General features: G+C 65.4%; 13 protein-coding genes. 8 read left to right on the top strand and 5 right to left on the bottom strand.

Annotated elements, in window-relative coordinates; translation table 11 throughout:
* The first annotated feature begins 162 nt into the window (after positions 1-162).
* On the top strand, positions 163-657 hold the full coding sequence (locus C515_RS19060; protein WP_051304513.1) for a YbaN family protein: 495 nt from the start codon (positions 163-165) through the stop codon (positions 655-657).
* 81 nt (positions 658-738) lie between these two features.
* Complete coding sequence (locus C515_RS0101665) at positions 739-2,772, top strand: prolyl oligopeptidase family serine peptidase (protein ID WP_028454108.1); 2,034 nt, start codon at positions 739-741, stop codon at positions 2,770-2,772.
* Positions 2,773-3,041: 269 nt separating this feature from the next.
* Here C515_RS0101665 and C515_RS0101660 read toward each other — a convergent pair whose 3' ends face one another.
* A complete protein-coding gene (locus C515_RS0101660) occupies positions 3,042-3,557 on the bottom strand; it encodes an REP-associated tyrosine transposase (RefSeq protein WP_028454107.1) in 516 nt (171 codons plus the stop codon).
* Positions 3,558-3,913: 356 nt separating this feature from the next.
* Here C515_RS0101660 and C515_RS19055 point away from each other — a divergent pair, with 356 nt between their 5' ends.
* Positions 3,914-4,513 carry a hypothetical protein gene (locus C515_RS19055; protein WP_211233955.1) on the top strand — a complete coding sequence of 200 codons (600 nt, stop codon included), beginning with the start codon at positions 3,914-3,916 and terminating at the stop codon, positions 4,511-4,513.
* Between the two features lie 27 nt (positions 4,514-4,540).
* On the top strand, positions 4,541-5,695 hold the full coding sequence (locus C515_RS0101650; protein ID WP_028454106.1) for a DUF4034 domain-containing protein: 1,155 nt from the start codon (positions 4,541-4,543) through the stop codon (positions 5,693-5,695).
* A 30-nt stretch (positions 5,696-5,725) separates the two neighbouring features.
* Here the strand turns inward: C515_RS0101650 and ybeY are convergent, their stop codons facing one another.
* Positions 5,726-6,187, bottom strand: a complete 462-nt coding sequence (gene ybeY / locus C515_RS0101645; protein ID WP_028454105.1) for an rRNA maturation RNase YbeY — start codon at positions 6,185-6,187, stop codon at positions 5,726-5,728.
* A 558-nt stretch (positions 6,188-6,745) separates the two neighbouring features.
* Between ybeY and C515_RS0101640 the strand changes: the two genes are divergently transcribed.
* A complete protein-coding gene (locus C515_RS0101640; protein WP_158380762.1) occupies positions 6,746-7,681 on the top strand; it encodes a double zinc ribbon domain-containing protein in 936 nt (311 codons plus the stop codon).
* A gap of 71 nt (positions 7,682-7,752) precedes the next feature.
* The gene (locus C515_RS24735; RefSeq protein WP_051304511.1) at positions 7,753-8,976 is read left to right on the top strand and encodes a zinc ribbon domain-containing protein; all 1,224 of its coding nucleotides are present in this window, start codon (positions 7,753-7,755) and stop codon (positions 8,974-8,976) included.
* Between the two features lie 248 nt (positions 8,977-9,224).
* On the opposite strand, the gene C515_RS0101630 is transcribed toward C515_RS24735, so the two are convergent.
* Positions 9,225-9,683, bottom strand: a complete 459-nt coding sequence (locus C515_RS0101630) for a GNAT family N-acetyltransferase (RefSeq protein WP_081686686.1) — start codon at positions 9,681-9,683, stop codon at positions 9,225-9,227.
* A complete protein-coding gene (locus C515_RS0101625) occupies positions 9,680-10,093 on the bottom strand; it encodes a VOC family protein (RefSeq protein WP_028454102.1) in 414 nt (137 codons plus the stop codon). The genes C515_RS0101630 and C515_RS0101625 overlap by 4 nt, the downstream gene beginning before the upstream one ends.
* 97 nt (positions 10,094-10,190) lie before the next feature.
* Here C515_RS0101625 and C515_RS22170 point away from each other — a divergent pair, with 97 nt between their 5' ends.
* The gene (locus C515_RS22170) at positions 10,191-11,141 is read left to right on the top strand and encodes an ankyrin repeat domain-containing protein (protein ID WP_051304510.1); all 951 of its coding nucleotides are present in this window, start codon (positions 10,191-10,193) and stop codon (positions 11,139-11,141) included.
* A 21-nt stretch (positions 11,142-11,162) separates the two neighbouring features.
* On the opposite strand, the gene aceK is transcribed toward C515_RS22170, so the two are convergent.
* A complete protein-coding gene (gene aceK / locus C515_RS0101615; protein WP_051304509.1) occupies positions 11,163-12,932 on the bottom strand; it encodes a bifunctional isocitrate dehydrogenase kinase/phosphatase in 1,770 nt (589 codons plus the stop codon).
* Positions 12,933-13,144: 212 nt separating this feature from the next.
* On the opposite strand from aceK, the gene C515_RS19040 reads away from it, so the two are divergent.
* The gene (locus C515_RS19040) at positions 13,145-13,426 is read left to right on the top strand and encodes a GIY-YIG nuclease family protein (RefSeq protein ID WP_051304508.1); all 282 of its coding nucleotides are present in this window, start codon (positions 13,145-13,147) and stop codon (positions 13,424-13,426) included.
* The last annotated feature ends 175 nt before the right edge of the window (positions 13,427-13,601 follow it).

Raw genomic sequence — 13,601 nt, 5'->3', positions numbered from 1 at the left:
ATCCGGCACGATTCGCAGCGGCTCGCGATTTGCCGTGCGCGCTGGCGCGAAAATCGTGGGCAGCCTCTGTCAGCCGCCCGGCCGGCGTGCTGACCGGGCAGCGCTGGCAAGCCGGCCGGCACTGGCCCATACTGCAATCCCCGGTTGTTCCGGAGCGCCGCCATGCCGCTTCCCGCTGCCCGCCAGTTATCCCGCCCGCTGCGCTATGCGCTGATGGCGCTGGGCCACGCCGCCTTTGTGCTGGGCCTGATCGGCGCCTTCCTGCCGGTGCTGCCGACCACCATTTTCTGGATCATCGCCGCCTGGGCCTTCGGCCACGCCTCGCCCGCGCTGCAGGCCCGGCTCTTCGCCATGCCCGGCGCCGGCCCGCACCTGCAGGCCTGGCTGTTGCGCGGCGAAATCAGCCGCAAGGGCAAGCGCTGGGCGTGTTCCGGCATGCTGCTGGGCTGGCTGCTGTGCGGCGTACTCACCGCCTGGCGCTGGCCTGTCGTCATCCCCGTCGCACTGATCCTGCTGGCGGTCGGCAGCTGGCTGTGGCGCAAGCCGGAGCCGACCCAGCCTGTCGAGGCCGCAGCCGGCCCCGCCCCCGGCGTGCAGTGCCCGGCCCTGCAGGACAAGTCCCCCGCGCGGCAAGACGCACGCGCACACCGCCGCTGATGTCCCGCCGACGCCCCAAGTGATTGGCCTGCCGGCAGCAATCTGCCGGATAATCGCGCTTTTGCCGCCAGCGATGCCGCCGTGACCGATCCTTTCCGCCACCTCGAAGACCTCGACTCACCCGCCGCGCTCGCCTGGGTCGCCGAACAGAACGCGCTGACCCGCGCGGCGCTCGACACCGATCCGCGCATGGCGCCGCTGGCGGCCGACATCCTCGCGACGCTGCGCGACACGCGGCAGATTCCGTATTGTTCTGAACACGGCGGCTGGCTGTATCACTTTCACCAGAGCGCCGAGAACCCGCGCGGCGTGTACCGCCGCACGACATGGGACAGTTATCGCGCCGCGCAGACCGCGTGGGACATCGTGCTGGACATTGATGCCCTGGCGGCCGCCGAGCAGGTCGACTGGTATCTCGACGGTGTCGATCACTGCACGCTCGCCCCGGAGCGCTGCCTGCTCACGCTGTCGCCGGGCGGCTCCGATGCCACCGTCTGCCGCGAATACGACGTGGAAGCGCGCGCCTTTGTCGCCGATGGCTTTCACTTTCCGCTGGGCAAGAGCGACATCGCCTGGCGCGACCCCGATTCGGTGTTCGTCTGCCCGGCCTGGGACGACGACCAGCTGACCGAATCCGGCTATTCGCGCGAGGCGGTGCTCTTGCAGCGCGGGCAGGACTGGGGCGACGCGCTGTCGCTCTTGGCGCTGGAGCCCGATGCGATGATGGTGTCGGCCTGGCGCTTTCTCGATGCCGACCAGACGCCGTTCGACGTCATCGAAGCCTCGCTCAGTTTCTATCAGAAGGCCTATTTCCACATCGACGCCGCCGGCGACATTAGCCAATTGAAATTGCCGCCGCGCTGCGAGCTGGAAGCCTTCAGCCACGGTGAACTGCTGCTCAAGCTCGACATGGACTGGAAATACCAGGGCACCCGGTATCCGGCTGGCAGCCTCGTAGCCATTCGCGCCGACGCCGATACCGGCGAACTGGGCGCCGCCACGCTGCTGTTTGCGCCTGCGCCAGAGCAAAGCTATGTGATGCTGGAAGCCACGCTGAACGGGCTGGCGGTGATCATCACCAAGAACGTGCAGAGCCGGCTCCTGACCTTCCGCCGCGCGGGCGAGGCGTGGGAGGCCTTCGCCAACCCGCTGCCGCAAAGCGGCGTGATCGAATTCGTCGACCAGCCCTGGCAGTCGGACGTGCTCGTCTACAACTTCAGCAATTTCCTCACCCCGGCCGGGCTGTACCGCTACGACCTCGCCAGCAACGCCGCGCCCGAGTTGCTGCGCGCGCAGCCGCCGGCCTTCGACGCCGCCCCCTTTGCCGTCACCCAGCACCACGCGACAAGCCGCGACGGTACGTCCATACCGTATTTCCTTGTAGCCAAATCAGGTATTGAGCTGGATGGCAATACCCCGACACTACTCTATGGCTACGGCGGCTTTGCGCTGCCGATGATGCCCTACTATCTGGATCATTTTGGCAAGCAGTGGCTGGAACAGGGCGGTGCCTTCGTGCTCGCCAATATCCGCGGCGGTGGCGAATTCGGCCCGGTCTGGCACGAGGCCGCGCTGAAGGAAAAACGCCAGACCAGCTTCGACGACTTTATCGCGGTCGCTGAGGATCTGATCGCGCGCGGCGTCACCAGCGCGCGACGGCTGGGGATTGAAGGCGGCAGCAACGGCGGCCTTCTGGTCGGCACCTGCCTCGTGCAGCGCCCGGAGCTGTTCAACGCCGTTGTCTGCGAGGTGCCGCTGCTCGACATGCTGCGCTACGCGGAGCTGCACGCCGGCGCCAGCTGGCTCGACGAATACGGCGACCCGGACGACGAAACCGAGGGCGCCGCGCTCGCCGCCTACTCGCCCTACCACCACATCGCCCCGGCCAGCGTTTCGCCTTACCCGCGCGCGCTGTTCACCACCAGCCGCCAGGACGACCGCGTGCACCCCGCGCACGCGCGCAAGATGGTCGCCAGGCTGCACGCGCTCGGCCAGCCGGCGCTGTTCCTGGAAACCGACGGCGGCGGCCACGGTGGCAACACCGCGCAGGAACAAACGGCGGAAGAACTGGCGCGGGTGCTGGTGTATCTGTACCAGCAGCTGCTGGACGACTGAACGCCAGACCGGCGCGCAGCTGCAATGCGCGCCCCGACGGCCACGAAAAGCAATACCCAACCACCCATACATTTACAGCCAAATCAAAAAAGGGGATAAAACCATATACCCCTCATGAAAAACCCGATGGTAGGGTGTGCAAATCCCGAAGGGGTTTGCGCACCGAAACATTGCACCCGCAGCGAGGCACATGTTCAAAGCGAGCAGGACGTGCAAATCCCGCAGGGGTTTGCGCACCGGAAGCCGTTCACCCAAACCGTGGTGCATGCTCAACGGCCACCCCAGTCCGGCGGATAGGCACCAGCCGCCAGCCAGCGGTGAAAGGTGGAATGCGGCCAGTCCGCAGCAGCAGCCACCAGGCCGTGTTTCACCGGGTTGAAATGCACATAATCGACATGCGCCGCGTAATCGGCCGCGTCACGGATTTGATGCTCCCAGAAGCGTCGTTGCCAGAGCGTCGCTTCGCGCCGCGCGCAGTGTGAGGCAGTCCGCCAGTCCGGGCGCGCATAGTCACCCGCCACTGCGCGCGTGACCAGGCGCTTGATCCAGCGCCAGCGCAAGGCGTAATCCGCATCGCCGGGTGGCAGCGTCCAGATTGCGTGCAGATGATCGGGCAGCAGCACCCAGGCATCAATGACGAACGGATAGCGTTGCCGCACCCGCACAATCGCGTCGTGCAAGGCACGCCGCACGGCGGCATCGGTGAGGATGCGCTGGCGGCGATACGTAACCACGGTAAAGAAATAACTTGCCCCGGCGAGGCGTGAACGGCGGTAGCGCGACATGGACAGCCCCGGAGAAGGGAAGGTCCATTATTGGCACACGCCACCTGCAAGGAAAAACATCGTGGGGTGTGCAAATCCCGCAGGGGTTTGCGCACCGGAAGCGGTTCACCCGAACCGGGGCGCATGTTCAACGACCGCACCGCGTGCGCAAATCAGGATTTGCGCACGCCCCACGGCCCCATAAACCAATACCCGCAACGGCATGCCGATATAGCCATTACATGCAAAAGCATGCGGTGGCATACCCATGAAAATCGAGATGGAATACCCGATGGTAGGGTGTGCAAATCCCGCTGGGGTTTGCGCACCGGAAGCGGTTCGCCCGAACCGGGGCGCATGTTCAACGATCGCACCGCGTGCGCAAATCAGGATTTGCGCACCCTACTCGGCTGGAGGCGCCGGCAGCGGTGCGCAATACCCCTTGGTGGTACTCAAGCCTGATCAATATCGAGCGCCTCGCCACCTCCGATACGGCACAGGAGCATTCGGCGATGGTTGCCGAGGGCCTGCGACGCCATCCGGCTTATTACCCGATTTTTTTCGAGCATACCGTCGATCTGACGTCCAAAGCCGGCGCGGATACTGCGGCCCTGGCCCAGTTTGCCAAACAGGCCGGCAACAGCGCGCAGGATGGGCAATCGATGTATGCCCGCATTTACTGGTACGCCGACTGGAGCCAGTACCGCGGCAGGCTTTTCATCGACGGCAAGGCGGAATGGCCACTGATGCGCGCGGCCTTCGACGACCTGCTGCGCCGTTATCCGAGCGACTGGAACAAATCCGGCTACGCCTACTTTGCCTGTGTCGCCGGCGACCAGGCCGTGGCGCGCAGGCTGCTGGCCGAACTCGGCCCGAGGGTGAGCCTGGATGCGTGGAGCGCGGGCGGGCAGTCCTACCTCAAGAAGTGCCAGCGCTGGGCCAATCCGGCGGAAAAGCAGGACGGCATTACGCTGTAATCACCAGAATCACCAGGAGTCCTGCCGATGTTCAAATCCCTCATGGCCGCGGGTGTCTTGCTGCTCTGCAGCGCCAGTGCCGGCGCGCTCACCGCCAACGAAGAACGCACCGCACTGACCGGGCGGCTGGTACTCGCGCTGGTCAATGAAGACTTTGCCGCCGCCGAAGCCAGCTACACCCCTTACCTGTCGCCCAGGGTACGCACGCCCGACGGCGCCCCTACACTGGTCGTGCTGGCCAATGGCCTTGAGTATCTTGCGAAACAGACACGCAACAACGACAGCGCTTACCGCCGCCAGCTGGAAAAGGCCGGCCGCTGGCGCAAGGCCTATCCCAACTCCAGTGCCGCATGGATTTTTGCCGCCAAGGTCGAAATGCAGCAGGCCTGGGAATTGCGTGGCAGCAAACTGGCCAAGGATGTGCCGGAGGAAAACTGGCGACGTATCCGCACCCATGCGAACAATGCCCGCGAGCTGCTGCTCGCCGCGCCGGCAAAAGTCCGCAATACGCCGTGGTGGTATACGGAAATGATTCTGGCCAACCGGCTGGCTGCCGTGGACAAGTTCGGTGAACTTGCCGAGCTGCTGGATGAAGGCATCCGGCGTTACCCCGATTACACCCCGCTCTACCAGATCGCCGCAGTGGACCTGCTCCCCAAATGGGGCGGCAGCTACGCGCAAGTGGACGAATTGGTCATGAGGGCCACACGCAAATCCAGCGATAGGCAGATGCTGTACGCGGAAATCTATTCGGGCCTGATCTACTTCGACAACCAGCTGTTTCGCAACAGCCTGCTGCGCTGGGAAAAGCTGAAACCGGCGTTCGAAACGCTGGTTCAGCGCTACCCCACCGACTGGAACAAGTCGCGATTTGCCTATGCCGCCTGCCTGGCGAATGACCGGGTGACCACCCGCGCACTGCTGATGGGGCTGGATGCACGCCTTGATGTCACGGCCTGGGCAAACAACTCGCCCGAAGCCGTCAGCTATTGCCAGAATCTGGCGGCCAGCGCAGCGCCAGCCGGGGTTCCCGCCGCAAACGCGCAGCTGCAGCACGAAGCCGCACAAACGCCATTAAGCGAAACTGAACGCGCCGCGCTGGACAAGGCTGCCCAGGAAGACAGCAAGCGCATGCTTGAGGGCGTGATCAAGAAGGCGCGCGAAGGCGAGCATCGCATGTAGGCTCCGCGCCAGACTGATGCCATATCCGGCTTATTTCTCTGCCGCATACGGGTCGGCGTAGCCGAGGCCGGCGAGGATGTGCGTTTCCAGCCCTTCCATTTCCTCGGCTTCGTCGTCGTCCAGGTGATCAAAGCCCTGCAGGTGCAGCACGCCGTGTACCGTCAGGTGTGCGTAGTGGGCTTCGAGGCTGATGCCCTGTTCCGCGGCTTCACGCTCGACCACCGGCGCACAGAACACGATGTCACCCAGCAAGGGCAGGCCGGGCAGTGCCGGCATGTCGTCGTCAAAGGTGAAAGTCAGCACATTGGTGGCGTAATCCTTGCCACGGTAGTCACGGTTGAGCTGCCGGCCCTCGTCGGTATCGACAATGCGGAAGGTGATTTCGGCATTGGCTACGCCGGCCTGCAGGGCGGCTTCGGCCCACTGGCGCAGCTGGATTTCCGTGGGCAGGCCGCTGGCGCGGGTTTCGGTTTGCAGCGCGAGTTGCAGCATGATGAACGTCTCTTGGCGGCACGATGAATGACGGCGCCCATTGTGCCCGAAATCCGCCCCGGACTTCCGCAGCAACCCGCAGCGCGCGGGAATTGTGGCCGGCGGCGCGGGTAGTTTTACGCAGCGGCGCCAGCCCGGCAGGCGGCACAATGGCTGCACCACACCAAGGAGAACCGCAATGCAAACCCTGATCCGCAAACTTGAACGCATGGCCGAACTCTGGACGCGCACCAGCCCGGCTGCGCGCTGAACCCACGCACCAGCTGGCCGGGCCGAATCTGCCCAGGCAGATTCGGCATCTGGCCGGCCCGGCGCGATGGGTGCCAGCAATTGACACGAGGTATTGCCATGCAGCTCATGCTCACCATTGGCTGCAGACTCATACCCATGCAAAAATCCAGCACGGCGCCGGCCATGGCTGTGTGCTGTGGCGTGCCAGCCCGTCCTCCCGCCCGCATGACAGGCGCGCACTGCCGGCGTCGCCAATTCAATACAGAATGCCCCGGCTGTGATCAAGCTCATTGATAAGCATGTCGAAAGCTATTGTAATGTGGCGCATTGTTCCATTCTTCCGCGCCCACGATCATGTCGCAGTGCCCGCAATGCCATTACAGCAATAAAGACCACGCCAAATTCTGCCAGCAGTGCGGCTGTGCGCTCACCCTGTCCTGCCCGTCCTGCCAGAGCAGCAATCCGGCCGGCAGCAAATTCTGTCTGGCCTGCGGCAAGCCGCTGCAGACGGCCACCAGTGTCACGGCTGCGAGTGCGCCCTCCACGGCCGCTGCCGTGACACAGCCAGGCGCGGAGATGCTCCCCGCAAGCAGCGTGGAGGCCAGCCCGGCCGCGACCGCGGCAGCGCAGACGCCCGATCCCTGGGCTGCGGCAACCATCCCCCCCGCCGCGACCGCCGTGCCGGCCACGCCGGCCAAGGCTGCGACGGCGCGGCCGGCATCGCCCGGCAAGAGCGGCGTGCTGGTGCTGGGCGCTCTGGGCATGGGCCTGCTGGTGTTGCTGGGCGGCAGCTACTTTGCCTACAGCACGCTGAGCACGCCGGCTGCCTCGCAGCCTGCGGCGGCTCCGGCTGCCAGCGCGCCCGTCGAGATCCTGCGCCCCAGCGGCTCGAAGGCCGGCTTTGCCAGCCATGCCGCCGCCGGCAGTGCCGTCGTGGCCAGCAGCCCGGCAGCCAGCGCCATGGCCGTGGTCTCCGCCCTGCCCAGCCAGCCACCCGTGACGGCGCGCCCCTCGCCAAGCAGCAAACCGACCCGCGTGCCCAAACCGACCGCCACACCCATTGCCACAGTGGTACCCACTCCGCTGATCACGCCGGTAGCAGCTACGCCAGTGCAGAACTCCTTCTCGGCGCGCTACGCCGAGTGCGCCAACAAGAGCAATATCTTCAAGGTGGAAGCCTGCCGCACCAAGCTCTGCTTCGAGCGCCCGGAAGCGCCCGAGTGCAAGCGCGAGGAAGACACCCGTCGCCCCGGCGGCGCCTGAGCGCCCGCCCCTTGCTGCTCCGGCCCCGGCGGCCGGGCTGTCCCCCATATTCTGATCACTACGGACTCATCATGAGCACAACGCACGTCCCCCATGCCTCCGGCTTTACCCTCTTGCTGCTGCGCGCCGGCCAGATGGTCGCCATCGGCTTTGCCGTTCTGGCCCTGCTGGGTTTTCTCGGTGCGCTGGTCTATGTGGCCTCACGCAGCGGCGACGCCTTCAAGGTGCCGGACTTCAGCCAGCAGCAGGAAGAAGGCGAGTTGCGCCAGCTTGATCGCCTGCAGGGCGATGTGGCCAGCCAGGAAATCATCGTCAAGCTCAATACCGAGTACGGCGAGCAGATTCTGGAAATCATCAAGACCCATGCCGTGCGCGGCATCACCACCGAGCAGGTGATCCGCATGCTGGTGAATATTCCGGAAAACCGTCGCGACCAGTTGCTGGATGGCTGGGACGACTTTCTGGCCGAGGGGCTGCAGCATTACCGCAAAACCGGTCGGGCCAGCGACAACACGGCCGACCAGCTCAGTGAGTACTATTTCAGCCGCTTCAGCCGCAATCTGAGCGAAACCGAAACCACCCGGCAGCTCGCCCAGGCCGAGCGCATTTCCGGCGTGACACTGGCGCTGGGCGCGCTGATCGCCTTTATCGTGGCGCTGCTGATCCCGGTGCTGGTGCAGATCGAGCGCAATACCCGCGCCCTGCGCCTGAGTGCCGAAGGCGAGCCCGCGCCGCAAGCTGCAGACGCCGCGCCGCGCAGCAAGGTGAAGACCAAGCCGGCAGCCGCGCCAGTGGCAGCAGGTGCCACGACCGCAAGCGCTGCACCTGCGGCAAGCGCCGCAATGGCCTCGACTGAGGCCGCAGCCCCGGCAGAGGCCACCCCGCCTGCCGAAGTCGCCGCCGATGCCAGTCCCGCCGCCCCGCCGGCCGACAGCACAGCACCGGATGCGGCTACCGTGCAAGCCCCTGCGCCTGCCGCCGCCATCCCGCCAGAAACCAAGCAGGCCGCCAGCCCGGTGAGCGCAAGCCCACTGGTGCTCGAACCGCTGGTGCTCGAACCGCTCGCGCTCGACCCGCTTGCGCAAGCGCCAGACAGCGCACCGCCGCCCGCGCCCTTGGCCGACCTCCCGCCCCTGACCGCCAGCACCACGGCGCCGGCAGCCAGCGCGGTCGAGCCGCCGATGCCGGAAACCGGCGCGGCGCACAAGGCGCATGACTGTCCGCAATGCCGCACCGTCAATGATCTGGCGGCGGCCTTCTGCGGCGAATGCGGCTACCGCCTGCTCAGCGCCTGAGCAGCGCCCACCGCAACAACAAGGCCGTGCCCGCGGGCACGGCCTTGTTCATGTGCACTCCCACCCGCGCGCCCAGCCCTGCAGCCGCGAAAGGCCGGCAAAACGTAGCACCTTGCGGTGCTGGCGCTGTGCCGGAGGACGCTTACCCGGCCTGCGAAGGTGCTCTGCTTGTTTTCATGACAGTGACAGCCAGCCGGGATGCTTCATCCGCGCGACGATGGGTGGCGCGATTGTTCTGCGCAGCGCGTTTATCCGGTTTGATCCGCCAGCTGCTTCCAGAACAGATGGCAATCGGGCTGGGCCTGAAAACCCAGATGCCGGTAAAAACCGGCCGCCGGCAGCTGGCGTATCGTCAGCAGCGACAGCAGGCTGATGCCTTCGGCCATCAGCTCGGCGCTCACCGCTTCGATCAGCCAGCGTCCCAGGCCATTGCCCTGCCATTGCGGCACGATAAAGCACTCGTCGATAAAGCACTCGTCGCCACTCCACCAGTCACGACGGTGACCGAACAGCGCACCACACAGCTCGCCCCCGTCCAGCGCCACCCAGCAGCGCCCTTGCGGGTTGGCCAGCAGGCCGGCCAGATAACGGCGCGCATGCGCATCATCGCGCCACTCGTCATTCCATGGCGGAGCATTGAAGGTCTGCCGGAACAGGCGCGCCACCTTGGGCAAATCATCCACCGTCATGCGCCGCAATGCCGTCATGCCGACACCCCGGTCAGGTCGAGAAAGGGGTTGTGGGCCACCTCCCACAGAAAACCGTCCGGGTCGGCAAAATAGCCACTGTACCCACCCCAGAATACCTGCTGGCCAGCTTTGACCAGCGTGGCGCCCGCAGCCACGGCCTCGCTGAGCAGTGCATCGACTTCAGCCGGCGAGGCGACATTGTGCGCCAGGCTGAAGCGCGGAAAACCCCCGCCGTCATCGGGCAGGCCGGCATCCTCGGCCAGCGCGGCGCGACCGTACAGGCTCAGCAGGGCGCCGCTGTCCAACTGCAGGAAGGCCACGCTCTCCTGGCTTTCCGGGCGTTCACGAAAGCCCAGGGCTTGATAAAAGGCGCGCGCGCGCGGCAAATCGGCGACGCCAAGCGTGATCAGGCTGATACGCGACTGCATGGTTTTACTCCTGGTGGATGCTGGTAGTTGTTAACAGACCTGCCGGCTGCTAAACCGTTACAGTTCATGCATTGCATGAATATTCGCGGAGCCGGACATGGCCGAACTCAAACAGCTCTTGCAGCACGCCGGGCTGGCAGAACTCTATCCGCAAGCACTCGCTGACCGCTATCCCAGAATTGCGGAACGGCTGGTCGCCCTCTGGGGCAGCCCGGAACTCAACGACTACCTCGACGAACTGCTGATCATGGACAAGCCCGACCGCATGGGTTTTCCACCCGACATTGGCGCCGAACTGATGAACCTCGCCTGGGGCTACAAACTGCTGACGCAACCGCGCGACACGGGCGATGTCTGGGATTTCATTCCTTTGCGCGAGAGTGACGGTGCGGCTGCCGGCCTGGGCGCAAGCAGCGCCCATCTGGCGGTGCGCGACGACGATCTGGCCCGCCTGCAGCACAGCCTGGCACAAGATCCTGCGCTGCTGGACGCCCGCGATGAACAGGGCTGGACACCGCTAATCCAGGCGGCCTTCAGCGGCCGGGTCGCGGCCCTGCTGACCCTGCTCGAGCAGGGCGCCAACATCGGCGCACGGGACCGCGACGGCTACCAGGCCCTGCACTGGGCAGCGCTGCACGGCCATGTTGCGGTGATCCGCCATCTGCTGGTCAGCGGCGTGGCGGCCGACGTACGCAGCCTGCGCGACAACACCCCCTTGCTGCTCGCCGCTAGCGCCGGGCATGAAGCCGTCCTGCGCCTGCTGCTCAACCATGGCGCCCAGCCGGGCAACAGCAATGAAGAAGGCTGGACAGCCCTGCACAAGGCGGCCGCCAATGGGCATGTCGGCTGCGTGCTGCTCCTGCTGGCCGCCGGCGCCAGCCCGCTGCAGACCACCGTGTATGGCGACACCGCCTGCGACCTGGTTCCTCCCGAACACGACCGCCTGGCCGAGCTGCTGGCCGGCGCAATCCAGCGCCAGCCAGAAAACGCGCCACTGGCCTGGTCGCCGGCCAGCGCGGTCAAGCGCTTGCAGCCTGCCGGCCACTGAGCAAATCCCGGGTTTGCAAGCTCAGCGGGGAAAGCGCAGGTTCTGCGGGTAGGGGTAGTAATCCTGATGGGCGCCGGCCTGGATGCGCGCCTTGGCCTGCTGCCAGAATTCGGGCCTGAGCAGGTCGGCGTGGTATTTCATGAAGGCGCGGCGCACCGGCGCGTGCGTGAGCAGGAAGGTGCCGAATTCCTCCGGATACACCTCGCCCTTGTTGCCGGTGTACCAGGCCTCGCCGCTCATTTCGAATTCGGGCGTCGGCGGCGGCGGAATGCGGCGGAAATCGCAGTCGGTCATGTACTCGATTTCGTCGTAGTCGTAGAACACCACGCGCCCCAGCCGGGTGATGCCGAAATTCTTGAACAGCATGTCGCCGGGGAAGATGTTGGCGATCGCCAGCTCCCTGAGTGCATTGCCGTAATCGCGCACCTTGTCCTCCAGATCCTGCCCCTCGTGCGTATCGAGCCAGATGTTCAGCGGCTGCATGCGGCATTCGATATACAGGTGGCGGATGATGACCGAATCGCCGTCGATCTCGACCATGCTCGGCGCCAGCCGCTGCAGCTCGTCGAGCAGCTCGGGCGCGACACGCGAGCGCGGCAGCGCGACGTCGGAAAACTCCAGCGAATCGGCCATGCGCCCGACCCGGTCGTGCTGTTTTACCAGCTGGTATTTTTCGCGCACCAGCTGGCGGCTGACTTCCTTGGGCGGCGCGATCACGTCCTTGATCACCTTGAAGACGAAGGGAAACGAGGGCAGCGCGAACACGATCATCACCATGCCCTTGATGCCGGGCGCGAACTGGAAGGTGTCGCTGGAATGGCGCAGGTGGTGCATCAGCTCGCGGTAGAACATCGTCTTGCCCTGCTTGCCCAGCCCCAGCATCGTGTACAGCTCGGCACTCGACTTGTCCGGCAGGATGTCGTGCAGGAAGCCGACGACGGCCGAGGGCACTTCCATGTCCACCAGAAAATACGCGCGCGACATCGAGAACAGCTGGCGCACCAGCAAGGGATCGAATAGCGCGGCATCGACATACAGCTCGCCCGCGCCGCTGCGGTACAGCGCCAGCGCAAACGGCTGGTCGAGCGCGCCAATGCGCAGCCGGCCGATCAGGTAGGCCGCGTTGCTGCGATAGAACGGCGCGGCAAGCACCTCGATGTGTGCGCCGTAACCGAGCCGCGGCAAGCGGCCAAGATGGCGGCGCAAGGCACTCACCACGCGCCGCAGGTCGCGGCGCAGGTTTTCAAAGGGCAGCGTGAAGCCGAAATCGCCGACGGCCTGCGCCAGCACCTCATACAGCGAGGCCGGCGTGGGGTAATAGCAGCGCCAGGTTGGCGGGTCGGCCTCCAGATATTCGGTCGACACCGCCGGGCGGTAGAAAATGTAATCGTTGTGGAAATAGCTGCGGTGCAGGATGCGGCAACACACCGAATTGAAGAAGGATTCGGCCAGCTCCGGCTGCTTGTGGCCCGCCAGAAGGCCGATGTATTCGGTCTTGATGCGCGCCCAGTCCTCATTGGGCAGATGGTCGGCGCAGAATTCCTGCTTGAGGCGCTGGGTCGCCTCCGCCACGCGCGTGTCGTAAAACGCAATGCGCTCGCGCACGGCCGCGCGCTGCGCGGCGGCGTCGCCGGCCTCGAAATGCGCCTGGGCGCGCCGGCATACCGCGCGAAACACCTGGTAGTGATGGTTGAAGCCATCCAGGATGGCCTGCGCCACCAGGCGCGGTGCGGCGGGAGCGAGCAGACGCGGGGGCGCGCTCTGGGCGGACAGGGTGGCAGAAACGGTCATGGCGCAATCCGGCGGTCGGCAGGGCTTCCAGTGTAGGCAATCCGGCCGCGCTTTGCGGCGGCGCAGCAAAGCGAATGCTGCTGCCACAACAAACAGCCCCCCCGCAACACAGCGACACCACGCCACAGATTCTGACCAGCTGCGCTGTTTGGCCAGGCCGCATCGGGAACGGGCCGGTTTGCCCCTGCCCGCCCGCATGGCATAGTGCGCCCATGACCTGGTTTGTATATCTGCTCGAATGCGCGGATGGCAGCATCTACACCGGCATCAGCACCGATGTCTGGAAACGCTTCGAAATGCACGCTGCCGGCCTTGGCGCCCGCTACACACGCAGCCACCCGCCGCGCGCCCTGCTGGCCGTGCTGAGCTGCCCGGATCGCGGCAGCGCCTCGCGGCTGGAATACCGTCTCAAGCAGCTGCGCGCGCCAGCCAAGCGGCAACTGGCATGCGAGCTAACCGGTCCCTGGCAAATACCACAGGGTATCAAGTCGTAGCCCTTTACCCCAAAAGGCCACACAGCAATACCCTATGAATTCGTACCGACACACAAGCCGGATTTGGCGGAAAGGGCGGCACGGCCAGACCGGCGCGCATGACACTGTTGTGCGCGGCAAACAGCTGCATTAGCACTTTCTTCTGTTCCTTGACCTTGGCATGTGCTCTGCCAAT

The sequence above is a fragment of the Chitinilyticum litopenaei DSM 21440 genome (assembly GCF_000428145.1).
Taxonomy (GTDB): domain Bacteria; phylum Pseudomonadota; class Gammaproteobacteria; order Burkholderiales; family Chitinibacteraceae; genus Chitinilyticum; species Chitinilyticum litopenaei.
The sequence above is the reverse complement of the archived record's forward strand: the minus strand, read 5'-3'. Positions and strand labels throughout refer to the sequence as shown.